Source organism: Stenotrophomonas sp. EMP41 (assembly GCF_047495535.1).
GTDB classification, from domain to species: Bacteria; Pseudomonadota; Gammaproteobacteria; order Xanthomonadales; family Xanthomonadaceae; genus Stenotrophomonas; species Stenotrophomonas sepilia.
This window is the reverse complement of sequence record NZ_CP179923.1, coordinates 3,295,977-3,320,071: the sequence shown is the minus strand read 5'-3', so window position 1 is coordinate 3,320,071 and position 24,095 is coordinate 3,295,977. Positions and strand designations below refer to the sequence as shown.

General features: G+C 67.2%; 26 protein-coding genes and 1 pseudogene. 11 read left to right on the top strand and 16 right to left on the bottom strand.

The window, feature by feature from the left end:
• Window positions 1-150 precede the first annotated feature (150 nt).
• Window positions 151-702 (bottom strand): M23 family metallopeptidase, encoded by a 552-nt coding sequence (locus ACMGRF_RS15255; RefSeq protein ID WP_049414644.1) that lies wholly within the window; start codon window positions 700-702, stop codon window positions 151-153.
• A gap of 77 nt (window positions 703-779) precedes the next feature.
• On the bottom strand, window positions 780-1,262 hold the full coding sequence (locus tag ACMGRF_RS15250) for an Lrp/AsnC family transcriptional regulator (RefSeq protein ID WP_049414645.1): 483 nt from the start codon (window positions 1,260-1,262) through the stop codon (window positions 780-782).
• A gap of 72 nt (window positions 1,263-1,334) precedes the next feature.
• Here ACMGRF_RS15250 and ACMGRF_RS15245 point away from each other — a divergent pair, with 72 nt between their 5' ends.
• Window positions 1,335-2,204 (top strand): EamA family transporter, encoded by an 870-nt coding sequence (locus ACMGRF_RS15245; protein ID WP_049414647.1) that lies wholly within the window; start codon window positions 1,335-1,337, stop codon window positions 2,202-2,204.
• A gap of 110 nt (window positions 2,205-2,314) precedes the next feature.
• Here the strand turns inward: ACMGRF_RS15245 and ACMGRF_RS15240 are convergent, their stop codons facing one another.
• From ACMGRF_RS15240 to ACMGRF_RS15225, 4 genes are all read right to left on the bottom strand, one after another.
• Entirely contained in the window at window positions 2,315-3,052 is a 738-nt protein-coding gene (locus tag ACMGRF_RS15240; protein WP_181452997.1) for an endonuclease/exonuclease/phosphatase family protein, read from the bottom strand.
• A 53-nt stretch (window positions 3,053-3,105) separates the two neighbouring features.
• Window positions 3,106-3,942 (bottom strand): thiol:disulfide interchange protein DsbA/DsbL, encoded by an 837-nt coding sequence (locus ACMGRF_RS15235; RefSeq protein ID WP_049414651.1) that lies wholly within the window; start codon window positions 3,940-3,942, stop codon window positions 3,106-3,108.
• A gap of 106 nt (window positions 3,943-4,048) precedes the next feature.
• Window positions 4,049-4,699: a thiol:disulfide interchange protein DsbA/DsbL gene (locus tag ACMGRF_RS15230; protein ID WP_049414653.1), complete on the bottom strand. Its 651-nt coding sequence runs from the start codon at window positions 4,697-4,699 to the stop codon at window positions 4,049-4,051.
• A gap of 106 nt (window positions 4,700-4,805) precedes the next feature.
• The gene (locus ACMGRF_RS15225) at window positions 4,806-5,606 is read right to left on the bottom strand and encodes a c-type cytochrome (RefSeq protein WP_049414654.1); all 801 of its coding nucleotides are present in this window, start codon (window positions 5,604-5,606) and stop codon (window positions 4,806-4,808) included.
• Window positions 5,607-5,762: 156 nt separating this feature from the next.
• On the opposite strand from ACMGRF_RS15225, the gene yihA reads away from it, so the two are divergent.
• Entirely contained in the window at window positions 5,763-6,365 is a 603-nt protein-coding gene (gene yihA, locus ACMGRF_RS15220; RefSeq protein WP_049414655.1) for a ribosome biogenesis GTP-binding protein YihA/YsxC, read from the top strand.
• A gap of 98 nt (window positions 6,366-6,463) precedes the next feature.
• Here the strand turns inward: yihA and ACMGRF_RS15215 are convergent, their stop codons facing one another.
• The 3 genes from ACMGRF_RS15215 to ACMGRF_RS15205 form a co-directional block, all read right to left on the bottom strand.
• On the bottom strand, window positions 6,464-7,438 hold the full coding sequence (locus tag ACMGRF_RS15215; RefSeq protein ID WP_049414656.1) for an MBL fold metallo-hydrolase: 975 nt from the start codon (window positions 7,436-7,438) through the stop codon (window positions 6,464-6,466).
• Window positions 7,439-8,085: 647 nt separating this feature from the next.
• On the bottom strand, window positions 8,086-8,910 hold the full coding sequence (locus ACMGRF_RS15210; protein WP_049415245.1) for a helix-turn-helix transcriptional regulator: 825 nt from the start codon (window positions 8,908-8,910) through the stop codon (window positions 8,086-8,088).
• Window positions 8,907-9,611, bottom strand: a complete 705-nt coding sequence (locus tag ACMGRF_RS15205) for a VIT family protein (protein WP_049415248.1) — start codon at window positions 9,609-9,611, stop codon at window positions 8,907-8,909. Before ACMGRF_RS15205 ends, ACMGRF_RS15210 begins: the two co-directional genes overlap by 4 nt.
• A gap of 152 nt (window positions 9,612-9,763) precedes the next feature.
• Between ACMGRF_RS15205 and ACMGRF_RS15200 the strand changes: the two genes are divergently transcribed.
• Window positions 9,764-11,128: a glutamate--cysteine ligase gene (locus ACMGRF_RS15200; RefSeq protein WP_100478758.1), complete on the top strand. Its 1,365-nt coding sequence runs from the start codon at window positions 9,764-9,766 to the stop codon at window positions 11,126-11,128.
• A 122-nt stretch (window positions 11,129-11,250) separates the two neighbouring features.
• Here ACMGRF_RS15200 and ACMGRF_RS15195 read toward each other — a convergent pair whose 3' ends face one another.
• The gene (locus tag ACMGRF_RS15195; RefSeq protein ID WP_049415254.1) at window positions 11,251-12,309 is read right to left on the bottom strand and encodes an NAD(P)-dependent alcohol dehydrogenase; all 1,059 of its coding nucleotides are present in this window, start codon (window positions 12,307-12,309) and stop codon (window positions 11,251-11,253) included.
• A 108-nt stretch (window positions 12,310-12,417) separates the two neighbouring features.
• On the opposite strand from ACMGRF_RS15195, the gene ACMGRF_RS15190 reads away from it, so the two are divergent.
• Window positions 12,418-13,302, top strand: coding sequence for a LysR family transcriptional regulator (locus ACMGRF_RS15190; RefSeq protein WP_049415256.1), 885 nt, complete (start codon window positions 12,418-12,420; stop codon window positions 13,300-13,302).
• Between the two features lie 126 nt (window positions 13,303-13,428).
• On the opposite strand, the gene ACMGRF_RS15185 is transcribed toward ACMGRF_RS15190, so the two are convergent.
• The gene (locus tag ACMGRF_RS15185; protein WP_100478756.1) at window positions 13,429-13,845 is read right to left on the bottom strand and encodes a VOC family protein; all 417 of its coding nucleotides are present in this window, start codon (window positions 13,843-13,845) and stop codon (window positions 13,429-13,431) included.
• A gap of 363 nt (window positions 13,846-14,208) precedes the next feature.
• On the opposite strand from ACMGRF_RS15185, the gene ACMGRF_RS15180 reads away from it, so the two are divergent.
• Entirely contained in the window at window positions 14,209-14,700 is a 492-nt protein-coding gene (locus ACMGRF_RS15180; protein ID WP_414485367.1) for a hypothetical protein, read from the top strand.
• A 46-nt stretch (window positions 14,701-14,746) separates the two neighbouring features.
• On the opposite strand, the pseudogene ACMGRF_RS15175 reads toward ACMGRF_RS15180, so the two are convergent.
• Window positions 14,747-15,652 (bottom strand): annotated as a pseudogene (locus ACMGRF_RS15175) (alkene reductase); the annotation flags it as partial.
• A gap of 147 nt (window positions 15,653-15,799) precedes the next feature.
• Between ACMGRF_RS15175 and ACMGRF_RS15170 the strand changes: the two are divergent.
• Window positions 15,800-16,477, top strand: a complete 678-nt coding sequence (locus ACMGRF_RS15170; protein WP_111097255.1) for an SMI1/KNR4 family protein — start codon at window positions 15,800-15,802, stop codon at window positions 16,475-16,477.
• Window positions 16,478-16,671: 194 nt separating this feature from the next.
• Here the strand turns inward: ACMGRF_RS15170 and ACMGRF_RS15165 are convergent, their stop codons facing one another.
• On the bottom strand, window positions 16,672-17,091 hold the full coding sequence (locus tag ACMGRF_RS15165) for an Imm70 family immunity protein (RefSeq protein WP_099485861.1): 420 nt from the start codon (window positions 17,089-17,091) through the stop codon (window positions 16,672-16,674).
• A gap of 185 nt (window positions 17,092-17,276) precedes the next feature.
• Here ACMGRF_RS15165 and frmR point away from each other — a divergent pair, with 185 nt between their 5' ends.
• The 5 genes from frmR to ACMGRF_RS15140 all read left to right on the top strand — a co-directional run bounded on the left by frmR (window position 17,277) and on the right by ACMGRF_RS15140 (window position 21,684).
• A complete protein-coding gene (frmR, locus tag ACMGRF_RS15160; RefSeq protein ID WP_005411009.1) occupies window positions 17,277-17,552 on the top strand; it encodes a formaldehyde-responsive transcriptional repressor FrmR in 276 nt (91 codons plus the stop codon).
• A 58-nt stretch (window positions 17,553-17,610) separates the two neighbouring features.
• Window positions 17,611-18,720 carry an S-(hydroxymethyl)glutathione dehydrogenase/class III alcohol dehydrogenase gene (locus ACMGRF_RS15155; RefSeq protein ID WP_049415260.1) on the top strand — a complete coding sequence of 370 codons (1,110 nt, stop codon included), beginning with the start codon at window positions 17,611-17,613 and terminating at the stop codon, window positions 18,718-18,720.
• Between the two features lie 8 nt (window positions 18,721-18,728).
• On the top strand, window positions 18,729-19,076 hold the full coding sequence (locus tag ACMGRF_RS15150; RefSeq protein WP_049415262.1) for a YqcC family protein: 348 nt from the start codon (window positions 18,729-18,731) through the stop codon (window positions 19,074-19,076).
• Window positions 19,077-19,098: 22 nt separating this feature from the next.
• Window positions 19,099-19,929 (top strand): S-formylglutathione hydrolase, encoded by an 831-nt coding sequence (gene fghA / locus ACMGRF_RS15145; protein WP_099485818.1) that lies wholly within the window; start codon window positions 19,099-19,101, stop codon window positions 19,927-19,929.
• Between the two features lie 309 nt (window positions 19,930-20,238).
• Window positions 20,239-21,684, top strand: coding sequence for a GGDEF domain-containing protein (locus ACMGRF_RS15140; protein WP_049415267.1), 1,446 nt, complete (start codon window positions 20,239-20,241; stop codon window positions 21,682-21,684).
• A gap of 307 nt (window positions 21,685-21,991) precedes the next feature.
• Here ACMGRF_RS15140 and ACMGRF_RS15135 read toward each other — a convergent pair whose 3' ends face one another.
• From ACMGRF_RS15135 to ACMGRF_RS15125, 3 genes are all read right to left on the bottom strand, one after another.
• Complete coding sequence (locus ACMGRF_RS15135) at window positions 21,992-22,330, bottom strand: hypothetical protein (RefSeq protein ID WP_005410998.1); 339 nt, start codon at window positions 22,328-22,330, stop codon at window positions 21,992-21,994.
• A 77-nt stretch (window positions 22,331-22,407) separates the two neighbouring features.
• Entirely contained in the window at window positions 22,408-23,349 is a 942-nt protein-coding gene (locus tag ACMGRF_RS15130; RefSeq protein ID WP_049415269.1) for a DegV family protein, read from the bottom strand.
• 93 nt (window positions 23,350-23,442) lie between these two features.
• Entirely contained in the window at window positions 23,443-24,075 is a 633-nt protein-coding gene (locus ACMGRF_RS15125; RefSeq protein WP_111097256.1) for a 2-hydroxychromene-2-carboxylate isomerase, read from the bottom strand.
• Window positions 24,076-24,095: the final 20 nt, after the last annotated feature.

Genomic DNA, 24,095 nt, shown 5'->3' with positions numbered 1-24,095 from the left:
TCCAGAAGGCGAGGCGCTACGGGTGGGAAACGGGCGGGCAGGCCGTCCTGGCACCACCGGAAACGAAAGGAATGGTAATACGAACTATTCCTATTTACAAATCATGAACGACGAAGGCGCTCACGCAGGGCTCGACGCAGCACATGGCGTTCAGCGCAGGAGCGGCAGCGGATCGCGCGCGCCATCGGCGCCGTAGATGCCCCAGTGCAGGTGGGGCGGCGTGCCCTTGGCATTGCCGCTGTCGCCTACATGCCCGAGCAGGTCGCCTGCCTGGACCACCTGGCCGCGCGCCAGGCCCTCGGCCCAGTCGTCCAGATGGGCGTAGTAGTAGCGTTCGCGTCCGGGCCCGATCACCCACACCTGGCGGCCGCCGAGCCCGCGCTCGCTGACATCCGCGACGACACCGGCCGTCGCGCTGCGCACCGGGGTGCCGCGCCTGGCGAAGATGTCGATGCCGGCGTGGGAGCGGTCACGGCCGCGTGGGGCGCCGAAGGTATCGGCGATCTGGCGGGGCCGCACACCTTCCACCGGCACCGGAAGCTCGGTGGCCGGCGGCATACGAGAGAGTGTCCACAGCAGTTTCGGTGCAGCGGCCCATGGGCTGTTCCACAGCGTCATCGCGGCAGTGATCGCGATGGCCAGCCACAGGCCGCGCAGCAGCCAGCGGCGCAGGCGACGGGCGGGGGAAGGCGATGTGTTCATGGTCTCCGACCGTAGCGCCGAGCCATGCTCGGCGGCTGTTGCTTTGCGGTCAAGGCGCAGTCGAGCATGGCTCAGCGCTACAGAACCGGAGCCAGCGGCACTTCGAAACTGCGCTTCAACGTTCCCAGTGCCACCGAGGTGCGGAAGCGCTCGATGTTGTCATCGCCACCGAACAGGCGCTCGGTGATCGCTTCGTACTCCTCCATCGACGCGGCCGAAAGCAACAGCAGGAAATCGCCATCGCCGGTGATCGAGTAGCACTGCTGCACCGCCGGGTCGTCCTGCACGCGGCGCTTGAACGGCGCCACGCGTTCACGCAGCTCGCTGACCACGCGCACCTCGACGATGATGGTGAGGGGCCGCCCGACCTTTGCTGCGGCAACCACCGCCACATTGGCCGCGATCACGCCGCTGTCCTGCAGGCGCTTGATGCGGCGCTGCACGGCCGGGGTGGACAGGTGCACGGCCTCGGCGATCTCGCGCTGCGGCAGGGTGTTGTCCCGCTGCAGCAGGTCGAGGATGGCGCGGTCGAAGCTGTCGAGCACGGGGGCGGTGGCCATGGCGAGCAGAAGTTGCACGAACGGGCTGTCAATTGAGCCAAGTGCTCGGCGCCGGCGCAATAGACTTTGCCCATGCAGACCTCACGACTTGCGCCGATGTTGCCGGCGCTGGCGGTGCTCGGCTCGGTCACCTCGCTGGCCATCGGCACCTCCTACGCCAAACACCTGTTCCCGCTGATCGGCGCCCAGGGCACCAGTGCGCTGCGCGTGGGCTTCTCGGCGCTGTTGCTGCTGCTGTTCTGGCGGCCGTGGCGCTGGAAGACCCGCCGCGTGGATGCGATCACCATCCTGCGCTACGGGCTCACCCTGGGCCTGATGAACCTGCTGTTCTACATGGCCCTGCGTACGATTCCCTTCGGCATCGCGGTGGCCATCGAGTTCACCGGGCCGCTGACGGTGGCGATGCTGTCCTCACGACGCCCGATCGATTTCCTCTGGGTGGGCTGCGCGGCGGTGGGGCTGTTGCTGCTGCTGCCGATCGGCGGTGGACCGGCGCTGGATCCGGCCGGCGTGCTGTATGCCATGGGCGCAGCGGCGTGCTGGGGCCTGTACATCGTGTTCGGCAAGCGTGCCGGCCACCTGCACGCCGGGCATTCGGTGTCGCTGGGGCTGCTGGCGGCTTCGCTGGTGGTGGTGCCGGTGGGCGTGGTGCATGCCGGTGCCGCGCTGCTCGATCCGGAGATCCTGGCAGCCGGCCTGCTGGTGGCGCTGGTGTCCAGTGCGATTCCGATGTCGCTGGAGATGATGGCGCTCAAGCGCCTGCCGAAGGAGACCTTCGGCATCCTGATCAGCATGGAACCGGCGGTGGCCGCGCTGTGGGCGATGCTGCTGCTGCACGAACACCTGCACGGGCTGCAGTGGCTGGCGATCGGCTGCACGGTGCTGGCCTCGGTGGGCAGCACGATGACGGCGCGGGGGGTGAAGGCGTCGGCCACCGCCTGAAAAAAGGGGACGGAGGGGATTAAGTCGTTCATGCCCTGATTTAGGGGGCGCCAGGCGGCGGCCGGCGCGAAGCGTGCGGACCAACGGTCCGCACCTACCAGGGGGGCGGTTCAGCGCAGGGCGTCGGCCGGGACGTCGATCTGCATTGCCAGTGCGAGATGATCGGAGAACGCGGCCGGTATGGCTTCCACGGTACGGGTCTGCAGGCCACTGCTGACCAGGATGTGGTCGATGGCGCGGTCCGGGCGCCAGCTTGGGAAGGTCGGCACGATGCAACCGGGCGGCTGCAGCCGGGTCTTCTGGTACAGCACCTGCATTTCCGGGCGTTCTGCCAGGCAGTTGAAGTCGCCCATCAGCACCGCGTTGGGGTGGTCGGACAGCAGCTCGGCGATGAAGCCCAGCTGCGACATCCGCGAGCCTGCGCCCAGCGAGAGATGGGCCACCGCTACCGCCAAGCCGTCGGCACCGTCGCCGAACTTGGCCAGCAGCACGCCGCGCCCGCCGATGCGGCCGGGCAGGGCGTGATCCTGCACTTCAACCGGTTCCAGCCTGCTCAGCAGGCCATTGGCGCTGGACGCGACCCCGCCCATGCGCCGGTTCGGCTGGTGGCTCCAGTAGTTGAAGCCGGCGCGCTGGGCCAGGTAATGGGTCTGGTTGGTGAAGCCCGAGCGCAGGCTGCCCGGGTCGGCCTCCTGCAGGCCGACGATGTCATGTTCGCGCGCCAAGGTGGCGATCGCGTCCAGGCTGCTGCGCTTGCGACCCGCCGGCAGCGCATGTGACCAGCTGCGGGTCACATAGTCGCTGTAACGGCGGGTACTTGAGCCGGCCTGGATGTTGGCCGTCAGCAAGCGCAGGGTCCGTGTACGGGGGGAATTCACGGCCGGGAAATGCTTCTCTTGGATCAGTGAGCCTGGGCCGCACCGCGTTCGCGGGCGATCAGGTGATCGGCGATGCGCAGCATGTCCGGGAAGCTCTTGCCCTTCACCAGGTACTTGCCGTTGACGATGATCGACGGGGTGCCGCTGATCTGGCTGCGCTGGGCGAACTGCTTGGCCGAGTTGGTCTTGGCATTCACCGCGAAGCTGCCCATGGTGGCCGCGAACTGCTTCGGATCGACGCCGTAGGCGGCGTAGAACTTGGCGATGTCTTCCACCGAGTCACGGCCGCGCTCGCCCTTCAGGGTCTTCTGCGAGTGGATGGCGGCGTACAGCGCTTCGTGCGTCTTCTCCTGCACGCCCAGGGTCTGCGCGGCGTAGAAGGCACGGGCGTAGTCATCCCAGGTGCCGCCGAACATGGCCGGCACGTAGACGAAGTTCACGTCGCTGGGCAGGCCGGCCTTCCACGGGCCGACCAGCGGCTGGAACGCGGCGCAGGCCGGGCAGACGTAGCCGAAGATCTCTGTCACTTCGATCTTGCCGGCGGCCGGCTGGAACGGCTGGCCGTTCGGGATCACCTGGTAGTCGGCGCCTTCCACCGGAGCCGGGCCGGTCAGTGCGGCGGTGGTCGGGGCCGGCGCGGCGGCCGGAGTTGCTTCGGCCGGGGCCTTCTCGCCTTCAGCGGCAGCCGGTGCGGCGCCTTCGCTGCCCGCCGCCGGCGCGGCAGCCGGTTCGGTGGTGGTTGCCGGGGTTGCTGCCGGTTCGGCGGGGGCCGCGGTGGTGTTGGTGCTGCCGTCGTCGGCCTTGCAGGCGGCCAGGATCGGCAGCAGCGCTGCGAGGGCGAGGGCGTAACGGATCTTCATGGAAACGTCTCCAGCATCTGGAAAGGTGGGGCCGGCGGCAGGCGCCGGCCAAGGGGAAATGATGACACGCGGCGGCGACAACGCCGTGTCGGTGGTGGGTGTTGGTTCAGCGGCCGCGGGCGGCGCGCGCCTGCGCGATCAGTGCGGAGGCAATGCGCAGCTGGTCGTCGAAGCTGTTGCCGCGCACCAGGTACTGGCCATTGATGATGATGGCCGGGGTGCCCGGAATCTTGGTGCGCTGGACGAACGCGCGCGCGGCCTCGACCTTCTTCTGCACGGCATCGCCGCGCAGGGCCTGGATGTAGCGGTCCGGGGTCACGCCGTAGGCCTTGTAGAAGGTGGCGAGCTCATCGGCCGAGACGTTCTGCATCGGCAGCGAACCCTGTTCGTGCAGGGCCTTGAACACGGCGGCATGGCTGCGCTTGGCCACGCCGACTTCGTCGGCGGCGTAGTAGGCCAGGGCCCAGGCATCCCAGGCACCGCCGAAGGCCGCCGGGACCGGGGTGAAGCGCACGTCGGCCGGCAGCTTGGCCGCCCAGGCTTCCAGCTGCGGTTCGAAATGGGCGCAGTGCGGGCAGGTGTAGCCGAAGACTTCGACCACCTCGATCTTGCCGGCCAGCGGCTGGAACGGGCCCGGCTGGGCGATGCGCTCGTAGTCTTTGCCCTCGACCAGCGGGGCATTGGCGGGGGTGGCGGCGCAGGCTGCCAGCGGCAGCAGCACCAGCACGGACAACAGCAGGCGGGAAATCAACCTCATCGACACGCATCTCCGTTGAAAAAAGCAACGCCGGCGCAGCCGCCGGCGTGAAGGAAACATACCGCAGCCGTGGGCCGACGTCGCGGCCCGGGCCGACCAGTGGTGGTCAGGGGGCGGCAGCCGGTTGTGCTGGCGTGGCCGTGGTGGCCACATCGTCGGCCTTGTTGTGCAGGCCCTGCAGGTAGCTCGACAGCGCCTGCACCTCCTGCTCGCTGAGCTTCTGCGCGACCGTTGCCATGATCTGGAAGTGCGCCTTGTCGGTCTCGTTGGTCTGGCCGGCCTGGTACTCCTGCAGGCGGCGCGCGACATAGCTGGCGTGCTGGCCACCGAGATGCGGATAGGCCGGGCCGGGATTGCCGGCACCGCTGGGGCCATGGCAGGCCATGCAGGCCGGCAGGCCACGCTTGGCATCGCCGCCGCGGTACAGCTGCTGGCCGATCTCGTAGAACTTCATGCCCTTGTAGGGGCCCTCGGTGACCGCCGTGTCATCGGCGATGCCGGCGTTGGCTTTCTGCGTGGCGAAGTAGGCGCCGATATCACGCATGTCCTGTGGGGTGAGGTTCTGCACGAACGGCACCATCGCCACCGCCGCGCCGGAACTGCGCTGGCCATTGGCGATCAGGGCCATCTGCTGGGCCACGTAGCGTTCGCTCTGGCCGGCAATGGACGGATACATCTCCACCGTGGAATTGCCGTCGACGCCATGACAGGCCGCGCAGGCCGAGGCCTTGGCCTGGCCGGCCTTGGCATCGCCCCAGTGGGTCTTGCTGAAATCCACCTCCAGCGAGGCGGTGTTGATCGGCCCATTGTCGGGCAGCGGGGTCAACGTGGTCTGCGCGAACGCAGCAGCGGCAACGACTACAGCAGTGGCAAGGGCGGATACGGCAAGAACGCGAGCGTGGCGCATGCTGAAGCTCCGTATGGACCGGGCCGGGCGGTGGCCGCCGGCATCGCCCGGATTATCAACGCCGTTTCCGCGCACGGTCAACGCAGCAGTGCAGCAAAATGCCCGCAAAGGCCGCCGGCACGGGCGCGCGGCGCCGCAACATGCGATCCTAGGCACATGTCATTGCTCATCGAACGCGCCCGTTACCACCTTTCGGCCCATAACGTGCGGCAGCTGCCGCCCGACGAAGGGGCCGAAGTGGCCTTCGCCGGCCGCTCCAACGCCGGCAAGTCCAGTGCGCTCAACGCGCTGACCCGCCAGAACGCCCTGGCGCGTGTCTCCAAGACCCCCGGCCGTACCCAGCAGCTGGTGTTCTTCCAGGTCACCCCGGAGGCGCATCTGGTCGACCTGCCCGGTTACGGCTACGCCAAGGTGCCGCTGGACCTGCAGGCGCACTGGCAGGCCTTCATCGACAAGTACTTCCGCACCCGCGAGGCCCTGAAGGGGCTGGTGGTGGTGATGGACATCCGTCATCCGCTGAAGGACTACGACCGGCAGATGCTGTCCTATGCCGTGCAGCGCGGCCTGCCGGCGCACGCCCTGCTGACCAAGGCCGACAAGCTCAGCCGCAGCCAGCAGATGCAGTCCTTGCAGAAGGTGCGCAAGGAGCTGCAATCGGCCTACGGTGACAGCGTCAGCGTGCAGGTGTTCTCCGGCGAAGACCGTACCGGCGTGGACGAAGCCCGCGCCGTGATCGGCGGCTGGCTGGGGCTGGAATAAGGGATTTCCGGTCGCCCGGCTGGCAGCCGGGCGCTACCGATCTGCTTCCTGGTGGTGCCGGCCGCTGGCCGGCAGCCTCACCGACCGCGGTCGGCACCTCATTTCAGCGGCGAATACTCCGCCGGCACCCAGGCATAGGCCTGGCCTTCGCTGCGCACATGGCCCAGGCCGGGGAACGGCAGGTGCGCACCGGCCACCCACCAGCCGTTGGCGGTGGCCTGCTGCAGCAGCCCCCGACGGCTGGCGGTGGCCGCCTTGCGGTCCGAATCGGCCTCGAACGCGGCCTCCGGGTGCGCGAACTGCACCGCGTGGAAGTGCAGCACGTCGCCCCACACCAGCAGTGACTGGCCCTGGCTGTCGAACCGGTAGGAGACGTGGCCGGGGGTGTGGCCATGGGTGTCCATTGCCACCGCACCGCCGGGCAGGGCATCGCCGGGGTTGAACGTGCGCAGGTGGCCGCTGGCCTGGTACGGGGCTACCGCATTGCGCGCCAGCGGGAAGGCGAAGCGCACGCCCTTCGGCGCGGTGGCCTCGCTGGCCGGGTTGAGCCAGTAATCGGCATCGGCCCTGGACAGCCACACCGTGGCATTCGGGTAGGCCGGCTTGCCCTGCGCGTCGAGTACGCCGCACAGGTGGTCCGGATGGGCGTGGGTCAGCAGCACCTCGTCCACCTCGGCCGGATCCACGCCGGAGGCGCGCAGGTTGCCCAGCACCTGGCCCAGGCCGGGGCCGAAGCACTGCGCGGTGCCGGTATCGACCAGGGTCAGGTGGTTGCCCTGCCGGATCAGGAACGCGTTGATCGCAGTCTGCAGGCCCTTCCTGTCTTCGGGCACGTAGCGACCTTCCAGCAGGCGGCTGACCAGGGTGGGCGGCACGTCCACCACTTCCTGCCGGCCCAGCGCGACCACGCCATCGAACAGGGCGGTGACCTGCAAGGCGCCGACGCGCTGGTGGTAGACGCCCGGTACCTGTTGGGTGGGGGCGGGCGAGGTGGCTTCGGCCAGCGCGGCCAGTGGCAGGGCGGACAGGGCCAGCAGCAGGGCGGTGCGCAGCGGCAGGTGGCGCAGGGTCATGATGGTTCTCGGTGGGCGACGGACGATTCCGTTGCCGCATAGCGTGCCGTGGCCGGCGTGTGCGCGGCGCTCAAACCACTGCGTGGAATGCTCAGGGGGGGTGTCTGCAGGGCTGCGCCCTGCACCCGCAGAGGCAACGGCCGCAGCCGAAGCAACAGCAACAGCAACAGCAACAGCAACAGCGGGCTATCCGTGGGATGGCGGGGTGGGTCCGGTTGCGGGAGACGCCGTAAACCCATCCCTGGGGGCTTGGCCGCGGCATCCATGCCGCGGACACTCCCGCAACCGGACCCACCCCGCCTTCGACAGTTTTCCGCGATCTGTTGGAAATTCTCTTTGGGTCAGATCCGTTTTCCGGAGGAAAACGGATCTGACCCCAGATCGATTTCGATATCTGACAGATGTGTCGACCAAGGTCGACACCTACCAACAGTCGCGAAGATCTGTCAGAGGTGGGGCGGTGTGGGTGGGCAGGACCGTTGGCGCCATGGAAGGCGCCATCGAGCCCCCATGGATGGGTTTACGGCGTGTCCTGCCCACCCACACCGCCCCGCCATCCCACGGATAGCCCGCTGTTGCTGTTGCTGTTGCTTTCGCTGTTGCCGTTGCCTCTGCAGGTGCAGGGCTGCAAGCCCTGCCGAACCCCCTCAAATATCTGTGGGAGCCAGCCCGTACTGCTCGGCGAAGCGCTTGCTGAAACTGGCCGCAGAGCGGTAGCCCGCGCGTGCGGCCACGGTCTTCAGCGGCAGGTCGGTGGTGTAGAGCAGCTGCATGCCATGCGCCAGCCGGGCCTCGGTGAGCAGCTGGCGCAGGCTGGTGTCCTCGGCGGCGAGCCGACGGCGCAGGGTCGCGCCGCTCACCGCGAACAGCGCTTCCACATCACGCGATTGCCAGTCGCGAGCCGGTTCGGCGGCGATGCGGTCGCGGATCTGTTCGCCCAGGCTCGGCGCCTGCGGCAGCAGCAGGTTGCCGTGGCCCTGCCGGCACAGGGTCAGTACCAACGAGGCCAGGGCCAGCCGCGCTTCGCTGTAACGGCCGTCCTGCAGCGATTGCCGCCACTGGCGCAGCACCGCGCCATGATCGATCAACGGCAGTCGCGCCATCGCATGACCGGCGGCGGGAAGCTCTCCGCTCCACAGCGTGCGTGCGGCCGCCAGCACTTCGGCACACAGCGGCACGATGGCGCTGAGGTAACGGCCGCTGCGTGGGTCGGGGGTGTTGACCACATCAATGCGGCAGCGCTGGGTCAGCAGCAGGATGTCGCCGGGGATGAACTCCAGCGACTGGTGCGCGGTACGCACCTGCTTGCGGCCTTCCAGCAGGATCGCGAACTGTGGTTGTGGAATCTCCACCGAGCTGGCGCCATGTTCGCGCCGAGCGGTAATGCACGCATAACCTTCGGCGCGTGCGCAGCCGGCCAGGCTGGCCATCTCGGCCAGCAGTGCGGTGGCCGGTGGCAGCATGGCGGTCATGACACGTGGGCACCGAACAGGCGACCGACGCCGGCCGCCGCGGCCATCGCCAATGCGCCCCAGAACATCACCCGGATCGCGCCGCGAACCGGCGGTGCGCCGCCGGCCCTGGCCGCCACTGCGCCGGTCAGGCACAGGCCGAGCAGGGTACTGGCCGTGGTCATCAGTGCCACCCTGTCGACCGGCGCGAGCAGGGCGGTCAGCACCGGCAGCGCCGCGCCGCAGGTGAACGCACCGGCCGAGGCCAATGCTGCCTGCAGCGGGCGGGCGCGCAGGGTATCGGTGATGCCCAGTTCGTCGCGGGCGTGGGCACCCAGCGCATCATGGGCGGTGAGCTGTTCGGCCACCTGCCGTGCCAACGCAGGCTCCAGGCCGCGGTGGCGGTAGATCGCAGCCAGCTCCTCCAGCTCGCTGTGCGGATTATCGCGCAGCTCGCGCTTTTCCATTGCCAGGTCTGCGTCTTCGGTGTCGGCCTGGGTCTGTACCGAGACGTACTCGCCGGCAGCCATCGACATTGCGCCGGCCACGGTGCCGGCCACGCCGGTGGCAAGGATGGTCGCAGCGGAGGCACCGCCGGCAGCCACGCCAACCACCAGGCCGGCCACCGAGACGATGCCATCGTTGGCGCCCAGCACGGCGGCACGCAGCCAGCCGACGCGCTCGGAGCGGTGCAGTTCGGGGTGTCGTGAATGGCGGCTCATGACGTTGAGTGTACGAGGGTCAAGAGGGCGTCGGTAGGATGCTGAAACCCGTCACCGTCGCATGACGCAACGGGGTGCCACGCTATAGTGCGCCCTTGCGATGGAAGGCCGCGAGCCCCACATCCCCCGCCACCGTCCAGCGAGCCTTTCCCTTGTCGAGCCCCAGCCACGTCGCCGATACCCCCATTACCGACCGCTCGCAGCTGGTGGAGGTGATCGCCTCCGGCGAGAAGCCCCGCGCGCAGTGGCGCATCGGCACCGAGCACGAGAAGTTCGGGTTCCGTCTGGATGACCTGCGCCCGCCGACCTTCGAGGGGGAGCGCGGCATCGAAGCACTGCTCAACGGCCTGGTCCGCTTCGGCTGGGAGCCGGTGCAGGAAAACGGCAACACGATCGCGCTGCTGCGCGACGGTGCCTCGGTGACGCTGGAACCGGCTGGCCAGCTGGAACTGTCCGGCGCGGCGCTGGAGACCATCCACCAGACCTGCGTGGAGACCGGCACCCACCTCAACGAAGTGGCGCAGGTGGCCGGCGAACTGCAGTTGGGTTTCCTCGGCATGGGCTTCCAGCCGAAGTGGAAGCGCGATGAAATGCCGTGGATGCCGAAGGGGCGCTACAAGATCATGCGCGCGTACATGCCCAAGGTCGGTTCGCTGGGCCTGGACATGATGACCCGCACCTGCACGGTGCAGGTGAACCTGGACTACGCCACCGAGGCGGACATGGTGAAGAAGTTCCGCGTGTCGCTGGCGCTGCAGCCGATCGCCACCGCGCTGTTCGCCGATTCGCCGTTCACCGAAGGCAAGCCGAACGGCTACCTGAGCTATCGCTCGCACATCTGGACCGACACCGACGCCGACCGCACCGGCATGCTCGACTTCGTGTTCGAGGATGGATTCGGCTACGAGCGCTATGTCGATTACCTGCTCGACGTGCCGATGTACTTCTCCTACCGCGACGGCATCTACCACGACGCCAGCGGGCAGAGCTTCCGCGACTTCATGCAGGGCAAGCTGCCGGTGCTGCCGGGCGCGTTGCCGACCCTGCGCGACTGGTCGGACCACATGACTACCGCGTTCCCGGAAGTGCGCCTGAAGAAGTACCTGGAAATGCGCGGCGCCGATGGTGGCCCGTGGAGCCGCCTGTGTGCGCTGCCGGCATTCTGGGTGGGCCTGCTGTACGACGACACTGCGCTGGATGCTGCCTGGGACCTGGTGCGTGACTTCACCCTGGACGAGCGCCATGCGCTGCGTGACGGCGTGCCGAAGCATGCAATGAACCTGCCGTTCCGCAACGGCACGGTGCGCGACCTGGCCCGGGAAGCGGTCAGGATTTCCGTGGAAGGCCTCAAGCGCCGTGCGGCGCGCAATGCCGACGGCCAGGACGAGAGCAAGTTCCTGGACGTGCTGCAGGAGATCGTCGAATCCGGCCTGACCCCGGCCGAGCGCAAGCTGGCGCTGTTCCATGGCCGCTGGCATGGCGACGTCGATCCGGTGTTCCGCGAGTTCGCGTATTGATCGTCATGCGGTAGTGCCGGCCGCTGGCCGGCAGCCAGGCGGGGGCGCCGGCCAGCGGCCGGCACTACCAGAAGAAAAACCCCGGCATTGCCGGGGTTTTTCTTTTTCGCATCTGCCCTCGATCAGGCCACGTTCTTCAACGTCGCCATGTCGATCACGAAGCGGTAGCGCACATCGTTCTTCGCCATGCGCTCCCAGGCTTCGTTGACGTTCCTGATGTCGATCATCTCCACATCGCTGACGATGCCGTGCTCGGCACAGAAGTCCATCATTTCCTGGGTTTCGGCCATGCCGCCGATCGCCGAGCCGGTCAGGTGCTTGCGGCCGAAGATCACGCTGCCGCCGGTCAGCGGCGGGTCCAGTTCGGTCAGCACGCCCACCAGGCACATGGTGGCTTCGCGCTTGAGCAGGCCCATGTACGGATTGGTGTCATGGCTGACCGGGATGGTATTGAGCAGGAAGTCGAAGCTGCCGGCGTGCGCCTTCATCTGCGCCGCATCGCGCGAGACCAGCACCTCATCGGCGCCCAGGCGCTTGGCATCGGCGCCCTTTTCCGGGGTGGTGGTGATCATCACCACGTGCGCACCGAGCGCCTTGGCGAACTTCACGCCCATGTGGCCGAGGCCGCCGAGGCCGATCACGCCGACCTTCTGGCCCGGGCCGACCTTCCAATGGCGCAGCGGCGACCACGTGGTGATGCCGGCGCACAGCAGCGGTGCGGCCGCCTTCAGGTCGAGGGTGTCGGACACCTTCACCACGAAGCGCTGCTCGACCACCACGTGGTCGGAATAGCCGCCGTAGGTCGGTGCGCCGGTTTCGCGTTCACGGCCGTTGTAGGTCCAGGTCGCGCCCTCGGCGCAGTACTGCTCCAGGTCGTGCTGGCAGGCGTCGCAGTGGCGGCAGGAGTCGACCATGCAACCCACGCCGGCGTGGTCGCCGACCTTGAAGCGGGTGACGTTGCTGCCGACCTCGGTGACGCGGCCGATGATCTCGTGGCCCGGCACCATCGGGTAGATCGAGCCACCCCAGTCATCGCGGGCCTGGTGCAGGTCGGAGTGGCAGATGCCGCTGTAGAGGATCTCGATGCGCACATCGTCGGGACCGACCGCACGGCGTTCGAACTCAAAGGGGACCAGCGGGGCGGTATGGGAATGGGCGGCGTAACCACGGGCGAGGGACATGGGGGAATCCTTGGCAGGGTTTATCGAAAGGCGCTTTACAATACGCCGCGTTCCCAATGGCAAGAAGCGTGGATATCGGCATGATTCATCAAGTAAAACTGCACAATCATGGCCACTGACAACCTTTCCCACCTGGCCGCGTTCGCGGCGGTTGCCCGCCACCGCAGCTTCCGCCGCGCCGGTGCCGAGCTGGCGTTGTCGACCTCGGCGGTGAGCTATGCGATCCGCGCGCTGGAGGAACGGTTGGGCGTGGGCCTGTTCCACCGCACCACGCGCAGCGTGGCCCTGACCGAGGCCGGGCAGCGCCTGCTGGAGCGCTTGCAGCCGGCGCTGGGGCAGGTGCATGACGCGCTGGAAGAAATGAACCACTTCCGCGCCGCCCCGGCCGGCCTGCTGCGCATCAACGCCACCCGGGCGGCGGTGGCGACCCAGCTGCGGCCTCGGCTGGCGCGCTTCCTGCACGCCCATCCTGATGTGCGCGTCGAGCTGACCGAAAATGATGGGCTGGTCGATATCGTCGCCGAGGGCTACGACGCGGGCGTGCGCCTGCACGAATTCGTGCCCGAGGACATGGTGGCGGTGCCGATGGGGCCGCCGCTGCGTGGGCTGATCGTCGGCTCGCCGGATTACCTGCGGCGGCATCCGGCGCCCCAGCATCCGCGCGACCTGGCCTCGCATGAGTGCATCCGCTTCCGCTTTGCCAGCGGGCATCTGTACAAATGGCAGTTCGAGCGTAGCGGGCAGGCGCTGGAAATCGACGTGCCGGGCCGGCTCACGTTGAGCGAGCAGGGCACCGTGGTCGGTGCAGTGCTTGATGGCATCGGCCTGGCCTACGTGCTGGAAGACACCGCGCGGCCGTATATCGAATCGGGGCAGATGGTGGCGGTACTGGAAGACTGGAGCGAGCCGTTCGCCGGGTTCGCGCTGTACTACCCGAAGCAGCGGCAGATGCCCGGTGCGCTGCGCGCGTTCGTGGACATGCTGCGCGAGTGAGGTGCGGTGGTTCGCATCCACGCATGGCGTGGATCTACTGCCGAATGACAGCCTCCACGCGTTGCTTGAAGCGGATCAGTAGATCCGCGCCATGCGTGGATTGGCGCCCGCAAAGCAGCCGGCAATTCATTCGACCAGCGCGTCGTAGCCTTCGCCACTGAACTGGATCAGGCAGAAGCCGTGCCCGAACGGATCGGCCAGCACGGCGATACGGCCCCAGCGGCGCTCGCGCACCGGTTGCTCGAGCATCGCCCCGGCCGCGACCGCACGCATCAACGCGGCATCAATGTCCTCCACCACCCAGTCCAGGTGCAGCGGGGTCCAGTGGCGCTCGTAGTCACGCACGTCGCCGTCTTCGGTGGCGGCGCTGCCGGCGTCGTTCTGCAGCAGGTACAGCGGCGTTGGCCCGCCGAGCAGTTCCACGGCCTCCGGTCCGAGACGGCGGCCGATCCGCAGGCCGAAGGCTTCGATGTAGAAGGCTTCGGCGGCAGCAAGATCGGGCACGTCGAGGTTGACGATGAACGACGCGGTGACAGAGTTCATGGGGACTTTCGTCATGTTGTTGGGCTCGAAGGTGCCTTCTACGATCGAACTTTAGTGCCAGACCGGGTGCCGCAGTCGTTCCGACCGGTGGCTCCGTTGCCAGGGAGGATTCCATGCGTGGGCGGGAAGAGGAAGCGCGGGCGCGCACGCTGGAGCACTACGTCGGCCGATGGCGCTGGCTGCGATTGGCAATGCCCGTTCTGGGCGGAGCCTCCACCCGTGTGATCCATGTGGAGGCAGAGGGCAGGTGACGGAACAACCACAGACCCAACCAGGGAGCGCAACATGCATGAGCAGGGTATCGCCGTACGATTGGATCGTCTGGAGCGCAGGCTGCGTCGCAGGAGTCTGCTTGCCACCTCGATGTTCGTGCTGGGCGCATCGTTGGCCCTGATCGGAGCCAGCGTGGCCACGCCCGACGCCTGCGTGGTGCCGGAGATCCGTACCTACAAGTTGACCGTGCTCGACAGTGAAGGGCGCACTCGCGTGCAGATTGCCGAGGATGCCAGTGACATTGCCCGCAACTCACGCGCCACGGGCATGACGATCTACGACGCGAAGGGCGATGAGCGCGGGGGCATCGGAACCATGGCCAATGGCAGCGCGGTGATGGCGCTGGATGCACCGGTTGGCGTGGGCTACAAGGTTCGCGATCGGGCAGGCATCAGGGTTGCGCCGGATGGCACCGCCGTGATCACAGCGCTGTCCAACGAGGGCAGTTTTGCCGCCAGCCTGGTGGCGCAGGGCAACCAGGGGCGGCTTGAACTGACCCGCAAGGATTCGGGTAAAGGGGAGATCAGCACCCGTGTGCTGACCTTTGATTCAGACTCGACCAGAGTGGAGAAGGCGCCGTGATGTGTTCGATGGTGAGGAGGACGCCCCATCCACACATGGCGTGGATCTACTGTGCCAGCGGGTAGTCGAGGTAGCCTGCTTCGCCACCGCCGTAACAGGTGCTGCGGTCGGGCGAGGCCAGCGCGATGTCCCGCTGCAGGCGTTCAACCAGATCCGGGTTGGCGATGAACGGCTGGCCGAACGCGGCCAGATCGATGGTACCGGCCTCGACCAGCTGCAGTGCACGTGCGCGCGTCATCCCGCCGGCCAAGATCAGCGTGCCGCCGTAGACCTGCTTGAACTGCCGCAGGAACGCCTCGCGCAGCACCGACTGGCCCGCCTGCAGGTTGTCGTTGAGGTGCACGTAGGCCAGCCCACGCTTGCCCAGTTCCTCGGCCAAGTACAGATAGGTGGCTTTGTTGTCGGGATAGAACGGCATGTCGAAGGTGAGGTTGTTCGGTGCCAGGCGCACGCCGACCCGCTGCGCACCGATGCGCTGGGCCATCGCATCGACGGTCTCCAGGATCAAGCGCGCACGATTGGGCAGCGAGCCGCCGTAGCGATCATCACGCTGGTTGATGAGTGGGTTGAGGAACTGCTCGAACAGGTAACCGTTGGCGGCATGCAGTTCGATGCCGTCGAAGCCGGCCGCAATGGCGTTGGCCGCCCCGCGCACGAAGTCGTCGACGATACCGGGGATCTCCGCAGTCTCCAGTGCACGTGCCGGAGTGGGATCGGCGTGGCCGCGGCTGCCATCGTCCAGGTAGACGAACGAGGTGTTCTTCGGTGCGCTGGCCACCGGGCGGGTACCGGCGCTGACCGGTTGCCCACCGTCGGGCTGCAGCGAGGAGTGCGACATGCGGCCGACGTGCCAGAGCTGGGCGAAGATCGTGCCCTGTGCGCCATGCACCGCCTCGGTGACACGCTTCCAGCCGGCCACCTGCTCGGCCGATCAGATGCCCGGCACGTCGATGTTGACGATGAAGCTTTGGGCAGTGGCGTTCATGGCAGCGGTGGGGGGGGCCCGGTGATTGCAGTCTAGGCCCGCCACCTGCTGCGGCCGGTTCATCTCCTGCGCGGATTCGGGCAAGCTGGGCGACCTCTATCGACAAGGACTTCCATGAGCGCACTATCCGACATCGAACAGGCCACCGGCCAGGCCTTCCCCCCTTTGTTCAAGCAGCTGCAGGCAGCAGGCCGGTTGAGCTGGGGCAGTCCGCATCCGGAATGGTCCGAGGTGGTGTTCCCGACGCTGCAGGCGGATCCGCCGGTGCTGCTGTACGCGCAGGAATACGAACCACTGGAACACGATGAGCTGCTCGAAGCGTGGCAGGAGCTGACCGCCGAGGATCATTACAATCCCCTGCGTCCCGACCTGCAGCTCCTGCCGTTTGCGCGGACCGGCGGCGGCGACAGCTACTGCTTCTGGAGCAACGCGCCCGGTGTTGCCGAGCCGCCCGTCGTGCTGGTGTGGCATGACGATGATCGTGCCGATGTGCTGGCCGCCAACTACCAGGATTTCCTGTTCCGCAAGATGGTTGAAGCGGTTGCCGACTACCAAGCGCCGTATACGCTGCTGTCGCACGGCGAGCTGGCCGGCAATCTGCAGCGCTGGCTGCAGAGCCACCAGTCGTTCCTGCGCGGCGACCAGTTCGCGGCGTTGCAGCGGCTGTTCGCCCGCGTTGACGATATTGAGGAAGGAAACATCAGCGACGACGACGCACAGGCCATCGTCGCTGAAGTGATCGGTTTCGAGCGTTTGGACGAGTCGTTCGCCTACGTGCGCGAGGATGCCTGAGGGCATGGGTCGGAGCCCCGCCGGCGGCGGGGATCCGACCCCGTGCGTGATCTGCCTGCGGCCGGGTAATCCAGGGTTCTTGCCTACCGGCATGGGGCCAGCGCGATGATCCGACGCCAGACGGTTGACCCGATCCGGATGGGCGATCCGCGTGGCGGAGGACGGCCTTCTGGGCTGAGCGGGTTGCGCCAGTATCAATAGTTGACGATCCGAGCGACGTCATCCTCGCCATCTTGGAGCTCCTCAAACAGTTCAGTTAGAAGCGCGATCAGATCGCGTCCCCGTGCGGTGACGAAGTAGGTCGCCAAGGACTCGATGTCAGGGGCGATTGCCTCCCCCCATGGCGGGCGCTGGGCGCGATCATCGAACGACCAGATGACTTGGACCGGCGGCAGCTGGGCCAGCTCGCGGCGGATGACGTGCATCTCGGACAGCGCAGTAGCCGCGTCTGATTTCTGCACGCAGCCGGCGTAGAGCTGCTTCATGATGATCGGAAAGCGGCTTCCCCATCCATCCGGTTCCAGGTTGCCGGTGATCGTCGAGAAGAACGCATACAGAAAATCGCTGCTGCCGATCTCATCGGTGATGCGCCCGAGTTGGATGCCAATGCCCATCATTTGATTCCGGATGTTGCGACCCCAAAGATTGCCCGACACGGCCTTGCTGGCTGCTGGATCGTCTCAAGTAATTGATTCGGCTGGATTCAAAGCTGCCATTCCGGAGTCTCAGGAAGCCATTTGCGTCAAACCAAGCGCTTCTATGTATACTATCCCCCAGTATAGTTCCGAGCTGGCCTGCCATGCCGCACTCCCCCGAAGAGAAGAAGAAGGTCCTGGCCCGCGTGCGCCGCATCCGCGGCCAGTGCGATGCGTTGGACCGTGCGCTGGAAGCCGGCGCCGACTGCGGGCCGGTGCTGCAGCAGATCGCCGCCATCCGTGGCGCGGTCAACGGCCTGATGTCCGAGGTGATGGAGGCCCATCTGCGCGAGGAATTCGGCCAGCCCGCCGCCTCCGACGAACAACGCGCCGAACGCGTGCGCGACATGAGCGCGTTGATCCGCTCGTACCTGAAATAGACGACGGCGCAACATTGCGCCGCCCATCCTGTCATTGCCCGTCTCTGGAGAAGCCACCATGAAGTCCCGTGCCGCCGTCGCCTTTGGTCCCGGCCAGCCGCTGCAGATCGTCGAGATCGACGTCGCCCCGCCGAAGAAGGGCGAAGTGCTGGTGAAGATCACCCACACCGGTGTCTGCCACACCGATGCGTTCACCCTGTCCGGCGATGATCCGGAAGGCCTGTTCCCGGTGGTGCTGGGCCATGAAGGCGCGGGCATCGTGGTGGAAGTGGGCGAGGGCGTGACCAGCGTCAAGCCGGGCGACCACGTGATTCCGCTGTACACCGCCGAGTGCGGCGAATGCCTGTTCTGCAAGAGCGGCAAGACCAACCTGTGCGTGTCGGTGCGCGCCACCCAGGGCAAGGGCGTGATGCCCGATGGCACCAGCCGCTTCAGCTACAACGGCGAGCCGCTGTATCACTACATGGGCTGCTCGACCTTCAGCGAGTACACCGTTGTGGCCGAAGTCTCGCTGGCGAAGATCAATCCGGACGCCAACCCGGAACACGTCTGCCTGCTCGGCTGCGGCGTCACCACCGGCATCGGCGCGGTGCACAACACCGCCAAGGTGCAGGAGGGCGACAGCGTGGCGGTGTTCGGCCTTGGTGGCATCGGCCTGGCGGTGATCCAGGGTGCGCGCCAGGCCAAGGCCGGCCGCATCATCGCGGTGGACACCAATCCGTCCAAGTTCGAACTGGCGCGCGAATTCGGCGCCACCGACTGCGTCAACCCGAAGGACTTCGACACGCCGATCCAGCAGGTCATCGTCGAGATGACCACCTGGGGCGTGGACCACAGCTTCGAGTGCATCGGCAACGTCAACGTGATGCGCGCGGCGCTGGAATGCGCGCACCGTGGCTGGGGCCAGAGCGTGGTGATCGGCGTGGCCGGTGCCGGGCAGGAGATCTCCACCCGCCCGTTCCAGCTGGTGACCGGGCGCAAGTGGATGGGCACCGCCTTCGGTGGCGTGAAGGGCCGCAGCCAGCTGCCGGGCATGGTGGAAGACGCGATGAAGGGCGATATCGAACTGGCCCCGTTCGTCACCCATACCATGGACCTGGACAGGATCAACGACGCCTTCGACCTGATGCATGAAGGCAAGTCGATCCGTTCGGTGGTCCACTACTGAGCGGCGGCGTGGGCTGGTTCGACGCCCTTCGTAGGCCGCGTGCGGAAGACCCGCGCGCGGCCCTGGTCGACCCGATCGAGCAGGCGTTGCGTGCGCTGGGCTGGGTCGACGGCGAGGTGGGGCCACCGCGTGCGGTGACTTCGGCCTTCGGCAGCGACGATGGCATGCCGTTCGAGCAGTGGCTTGCGCAGGTATTCCTGCCGCGCCTGCACGAAGCCCGCGCCGACGGCCAATGGCCACCGCGCAGCGACGTGGCGGTGGCGGCGTACCGCAATCTGGGTGGCCAGCCTGGCGTCGAATCGCTTCTGCGCCTGCTGTCGCAGCTGGATGAGTTGATCAACACACGTGACGGCTGACGCCGGCACGCAGGAGAGCACCATGGAACGCATTGAACACCGCGCCTGTTTCGGCGGCTGGCAGGACGTCTACCGCCATCGTTCGACCACGCTGGGCTGCGACATGCAGTTCGCCGTGTACCTGCCGCCGCAGGCGGAAGTGCAGCCACTGCCAGTGCTGTACTGGCTGAGCGGCCTGACCTGCACCGAGCAGAATTTCATCACCAAGGCCGGTGCGCAGCGCTATGCAGCCGAGCACGGCGTAATCATCGTCGCGCCGGATACCAGCCCGCGCGGCGATGATGTGGCCGATGCCGAAGGCTACGACCTCGGCAAGGGCGCAGGGTTCTACCTCAACGCCACCCGTGCACCGTGGGCGAAGCACTACCGCATGCACGACTATGTGGCGCAGGAGCTGCCGGCGCTTATCGAAGCGAATTTTCCGGTCACCGGCGCGCGTGCTGTCAGCGGCCATTCAATGGGCGGCCACGGTGCGCTGGTGATCGCGCTGCGCAACCCGGGGCGCTACCGCAGTGTGTCGGCGTTCTCGCCGATCGTCGCGCCCAGCCACGTACCGTGGGGGCAGAAGGCGTTCACGGCTTATCTGGGCGACAATCCGGCCGACTGGGCGCAGTGGGATACGTGCGCGCTGCTGGAGGCGGCCAGCGAGCGCCTGCCATTGCTGGTCGACCAGGGCGAGGCGGACGAGTTCCTGCAGACCCAGCTGCAGCCGCAGCGCCTGCAGGAGGCCTGCGCGGCCGCCGGCCATCCGCTGACCCTGCGCCTGCAGCCGGGCTACGACCACAGCTACTACTTCATCGCCAGCTTCATCGGTGAGCACATCGCCCACCACGCCCGCGCCCTGCACGCCTGAGAGCGTTCCGGTAGTGCCGGCCGCTGGCCGGCAACCGCAGCCCTGCGATTCCCTGGGATTGCCGGCCAGCGGCCGGCACTACCATGGCGATGCATGCAGACTGTCGTTTTGCCGCAACGAATCACGCCGCTGCGGCGTGCTGGCCCACCACGCCCGCGCCCTGCACGCTTGAGGGCTTTCCGGTAGTGCCGGCCGCTGGCCGGCAATGGCGACGCACGCGGAGTGTCGTTTTGCCGCAGTGGATCACGCCGCTGTGGCGTGCCGGCGCGCTATCGTGCGCTCAGACGGCCTTGCGGATCGGGGGGATGCATGCCGGTAGTGCTGGCGCTGCTGTATGTGCTGTGCCATGGGCTGGTGCTGGCCCTGTGGCCCGGTCCCGCCGGGGCGGGCTCCTTCGTCTTTCTGACCGGCGCCCCGTTGCTGGCTGCGGTGGCCTGCCTGTGGCGGGCCCGCCGCGACCGCGCGGCGCTGGGGTGGCGGGCCATGGCATTGGCGCTGCTGCTGTGGGCCGGCGGCATGGCGTTCAACATGATCGACGCGCTGGGCGCCGGGCGGGCCGATTTCACTCCCCACGCCAGCCTGCTGTTGTACGTACTGTACGGCGTGCCACTGGTGTTCATCCTGGCGCGCGCACGCCGCGAGCGGTCGGGCATCAGCCTGATCGATGCGGCAATGGCCGCGCTGCTGGGCGTGCTGTTCTTCGTGCATACCGAATCGTTTGCCGCCCGCATCGATGTCGATGCCCATGCGATGTCGAACATGCAGCGTATGTTCGACATCCAGAACCTGTGCATCGCTGGCTTTGCGGTGGTGCGCTGGCTGGCCGGTGACGTCCCCGAGCGGCGCGGTTTCTTCCGGGTGCTGGCGCTGTACGCACTGGCTTATCTGCTGGTGGCTTACTACATCAACCATTACACCTCGGAAGATGCATTCGGAGCCTTCAATGATCTGTTGATCGACCTGCCGTTCCTGCTGGTGGCGGTGCTGGCGTTGGACCGGGCGCCCGTCACGGGCGCAGTGCCGCATCCGCGGCTGTCGCGCACGGTGCAGGCTGCCGGGCCGATGATCCTGCCCTTGCTGCTGCTGGTGGTGGGTACTCTGGTCGTCGACCATGCCCGACCGCTGGCAGTGGCGGGTTTCGTGGTGGCCACGCTCGGCTTCGGCCTGCGCAGCGTCCTGCTGCAGACCGATCTTCTGGAACGCCAGGCAGCATTGGATCAACTGGCGCGGCAGGATGGCCTCACCGGCGTGGCCAATCGCCGCGAGTTCGACGCGCGGCTGACCTCCGAATGGAATCGCGCGCGGCGCAGCGGCACCGAGCTGGGCCTGCTGCTGGTGGATATCGACCACTTCAAGGCCTTCAACGACCAGCACGGCCATCCGGCCGGTGATCGTTGCCTGCAGGCGGTGGCCGGGGTGCTGAAGGCCATAGCCGGTCGCGGTGGTGACAGCGTTGCGCGTTATGGCGGTGAAGAATTCGCCGTCATCGTGCCTGGAAGCCCGTTGTCGGGGGTGCTGGCGCTGGCCGAACGGCTGCGCGAAGCGGTCGAAGCGCTGCCATTGCCGGAAGGCCCGGTCAGCATCAGCGTCGGCGTGGGTTACCTGCATCCGCCGGCGCTGGCCAGTGCCGATCAGTTGCTGGCAGACGCCGATGCCGGCCTCTATGCCGCCAAGCGTGCCGGCCGCAACCAGGTGATCCTGCATGCGCACGTGCTGGACGACGAGGGCAGCACGCACGGAACGATGGACTGCTGAGCAGACCCGCCCGTCACGCGCTGCTGCCCATTGCCGCAAAACCGCCTCATCCTGTTCGGCCACGCCAATCCGGCTCGCCGCTGGTCGTACAGGACCAGCCTGTTGGGGGTGCCGCCCATCCGCTGGGCAGCGGCCGGCAGGATATCGCTGGATGGTATCGGCGGTTCGGTAATTGCCAACCTTGGTTGGCAGTCGTTTGTGCAAGCGCCAACCAAGGTTGGCGTCTACCCGAGCATGGTCATCCGCACCGGGTCGATCACGACACGGGCACGTTAGCGCCGCGCCGTGCCCGGCGGGGTAGAGGGCCTCAACGCACGTCGCGCAGTTCCCAATGGCTGCCGGCCAGCAGGCGCAGGCGCTGCTTGAACACGTCACTGTCGATGCGGGTGGTGGCGACCAGGTTGATGCGCAGGTCCTTCTGCTCGCCGGTCACGGTGGCCTCCGGATCGGTCACGCCCCACTGCGGTTCCACCGCATCCGGGTCGGGCTGCTTGGCCTTCCAGCGCTCGAACAGCGTGCCGCTGCGCAGGGCGTCCTGCAGCTCTTCGGCGAAACCAGCGGCGCCCTGCGAATGGAAGGACAGGTCAGGGTCGTTGCCGCGGGCCTTGGACGGATCGGGCAGGCTGATGTGGTACTGCGCAGGCATGGTGTTCTCCTTGAAGTGCGGCAAGACTGGCACAACCGCGGTGGAATCGATGTGCAGATTCGCGCCGCGTCGGGGCATCACTCGAACCGATGTGGCCCATCGGCGAAACCCACGGTGACCGCACCCTTGCCGACATTGACCATGCCGGTCAGGCTCATCACCGATTCGTACACGGTCACGCCATGGCCGGCGCAGACCTCCTTCATCTGTGCATAGCCGGGCAGGCTGCGCAGCTCGTCGAGCTCACCGCCGTAGCTGACGCACACCGTCGGCGTCATCAGCCCGGCACGTACGCGCTGGCCGACCACCGCGAACAGCTTCTGCACGGCACTGTCGAAGCCCTTGATCTTGGCTACCGGCCCGGTCTGGCCACGGTAGCCGTGCAGCACCGGCTTGATGTCCAGCGCGCTGCCCAGCGCCGCACTGAGCAGGCCGACACTGCGGTCGCCCTTGTGCCGCGCACGCGCGCGCATGTAGTACAGGTCGCGGGTAATCATGTAGCCGTGCACGTTGCCGGCCAGTTCTTCCAGCCGTTCGCGGATCTGCTGCACGCTGGCACCACTGTCACGCAGGCGAACCGCCTCCACTGCGGTCACGGCCTGCGCAGCGAACAGGTTCTGGGTGTCGAGCACGCGCAGCGCGAACGGCGAGTTGTAGCCCGCTGCCTGCCGCACTGGCTTGTAATCGTTGAGGATGGCGAAGCTGGCCTGCAGCGCGTTGTCGTGGATCGGGCTGCGGGTCTTGGTGATGGTCATGCAGAACACGTGGTCGTAATCGATCACCAGCTGCTGCAGGAACAGGTCGCGGATCTGGTTGACGCTGAAGGGGATGGTCTCCGCCTCGGCACCGTGCTCGGCCACATGCGCGTGCAGGAAACTCAGGGTGGCCTGCTCATCGCGATGATCGGCCAGCACGGCTTCGCCGATGCGGACGGTGATCGGCAGCAGCACGATGTTGTGCTCGGCGATGAAGTCCTGCGGCAGGTCGCAGGCCGAGTCGACGACGATTCCGATGCGCATCCGCGGCTCCCCCTCCAGGGCGGTTGTAGTTCGGAAACGTGAAATCTATCTCAAATTTTGGCGTGGCGCGCGAGGGAAACGCGTCACCCCTGTTCAGCGACTGCGCTGCACGGCCACCGGGAGTTCGGCCAGGCGCTGCCATTCGGGCTGCCGCAGCAGGTCGGGGTCGTCCAGCACTGCCGCCATCAACGGATGGGCGTCGTTGCCCCAGAACAGTTCGTCATCGATGGCCAGGGTCGGTACGCCGAACACGCCAGCGGCGATGGCGGCCTCGGTGTTGCGCCGCAGCTGTTCCTTGACTGCCGGGTCGGCGATGGCGCTGGCGACATCGTCGATACCGAGCCGGGCGGCCGGTTCGCGCAGGGCCTCGGCGCTATCGGCGGCATTGCCGTCGCGCCAGATCCAGTCGAACAGCACGTCCACCGCCTGCACGCTGGCACCGGCAGCCAGGCACAGGCGCAGCGCCGACAACGGGTTGAACGGGTGGCCCGGCGGGAACCGCAGCGGTGTGCCCTCGGCCTGGGCGGTCCACAGCAGCTGGCGGTACATGAAGCGGCGCTTGGCCGGAATCTCGGCCGGCCCGAGGTTGCCAAGGTGATGCAGCACGGCACCGAAAGCAATCGGCACCGTCTGGATCTGGGCAAACCGGGACAGCTGCTTCAACTTCTGCCAGTGCAGGTAGGAATAGGGCGAGACGAAGTCGAAGTACCAGCGCAGGGTGGCCATGCAGGTTTCCTTGGATAACT

What these genes read in the sequence shown, in the direction of transcription:
- ACMGRF_RS15255 (WP_049414644.1), bottom strand. Translation starts at nt 702, where the DNA reads ATGAACACATCGCCTTCCCCCGCCCGTCGCCTGCGCCGCTGGCTGCTG.
- ACMGRF_RS15250 (WP_049414645.1), bottom strand. Translation starts at nt 1,262, where the DNA reads ATGGCCACCGCCCCCGTGCTCGACAGCTTCGACCGCGCCATCCTCGAC.
- ACMGRF_RS15245 (WP_049414647.1), top strand. Translation starts at nt 1,335, where the DNA reads ATGCAGACCTCACGACTTGCGCCGATGTTGCCGGCGCTGGCGGTGCTC.
- ACMGRF_RS15235 (WP_049414651.1), bottom strand. Translation starts at nt 3,942, where the DNA reads ATGAAGATCCGTTACGCCCTCGCCCTCGCAGCGCTGCTGCCGATCCTG.
- ACMGRF_RS15230 (WP_049414653.1), bottom strand. Translation starts at nt 4,699, where the DNA reads ATGAGGTTGATTTCCCGCCTGCTGTTGTCCGTGCTGGTGCTGCTGCCG.
- ACMGRF_RS15225 (WP_049414654.1), bottom strand. Translation starts at nt 5,606, where the DNA reads ATGCGCCACGCTCGCGTTCTTGCCGTATCCGCCCTTGCCACTGCTGTA.
- yihA (WP_049414655.1), top strand. Translation starts at nt 5,763, where the DNA reads ATGTCATTGCTCATCGAACGCGCCCGTTACCACCTTTCGGCCCATAAC.
- ACMGRF_RS15215 (WP_049414656.1), bottom strand. Translation starts at nt 7,438, where the DNA reads ATGACCCTGCGCCACCTGCCGCTGCGCACCGCCCTGCTGCTGGCCCTG.
- ACMGRF_RS15210 (WP_049415245.1), bottom strand. Translation starts at nt 8,910, where the DNA reads ATGACCGCCATGCTGCCACCGGCCACCGCACTGCTGGCCGAGATGGCC.
- ACMGRF_RS15205 (WP_049415248.1), bottom strand. Translation starts at nt 9,611, where the DNA reads ATGAGCCGCCATTCACGACACCCCGAACTGCACCGCTCCGAGCGCGTC.
- ACMGRF_RS15195 (WP_049415254.1), bottom strand. Translation starts at nt 12,309, where the DNA reads ATGTCCCTCGCCCGTGGTTACGCCGCCCATTCCCATACCGCCCCGCTG.
- ACMGRF_RS15190 (WP_049415256.1), top strand. Translation starts at nt 12,418, where the DNA reads ATGGCCACTGACAACCTTTCCCACCTGGCCGCGTTCGCGGCGGTTGCC.
- ACMGRF_RS15185 (WP_100478756.1), bottom strand. Translation starts at nt 13,845, where the DNA reads ATGAACTCTGTCACCGCGTCGTTCATCGTCAACCTCGACGTGCCCGAT.
- ACMGRF_RS15180 (WP_414485367.1), top strand. Translation starts at nt 14,209, where the DNA reads ATGTTCGTGCTGGGCGCATCGTTGGCCCTGATCGGAGCCAGCGTGGCC.
- ACMGRF_RS15170 (WP_111097255.1), top strand. Translation starts at nt 15,800, where the DNA reads ATGAGCGCACTATCCGACATCGAACAGGCCACCGGCCAGGCCTTCCCC.
- ACMGRF_RS15165 (WP_099485861.1), bottom strand. Translation starts at nt 17,091, where the DNA reads ATGGGCATTGGCATCCAACTCGGGCGCATCACCGATGAGATCGGCAGC.
- frmR (WP_005411009.1), top strand. Translation starts at nt 17,277, where the DNA reads ATGCCGCACTCCCCCGAAGAGAAGAAGAAGGTCCTGGCCCGCGTGCGC.
- ACMGRF_RS15155 (WP_049415260.1), top strand. Translation starts at nt 17,611, where the DNA reads ATGAAGTCCCGTGCCGCCGTCGCCTTTGGTCCCGGCCAGCCGCTGCAG.
- fghA (WP_099485818.1), top strand. Translation starts at nt 19,099, where the DNA reads ATGGAACGCATTGAACACCGCGCCTGTTTCGGCGGCTGGCAGGACGTC.
- ACMGRF_RS15140 (WP_049415267.1), top strand. Translation starts at nt 20,239, where the DNA reads ATGCCGGTAGTGCTGGCGCTGCTGTATGTGCTGTGCCATGGGCTGGTG.
- ACMGRF_RS15135 (WP_005410998.1), bottom strand. Translation starts at nt 22,330, where the DNA reads ATGCCTGCGCAGTACCACATCAGCCTGCCCGATCCGTCCAAGGCCCGC.
- ACMGRF_RS15130 (WP_049415269.1), bottom strand. Translation starts at nt 23,349, where the DNA reads ATGCGCATCGGAATCGTCGTCGACTCGGCCTGCGACCTGCCGCAGGAC.
- ACMGRF_RS15125 (WP_111097256.1), bottom strand. Translation starts at nt 24,075, where the DNA reads ATGGCCACCCTGCGCTGGTACTTCGACTTCGTCTCGCCCTATTCCTAC.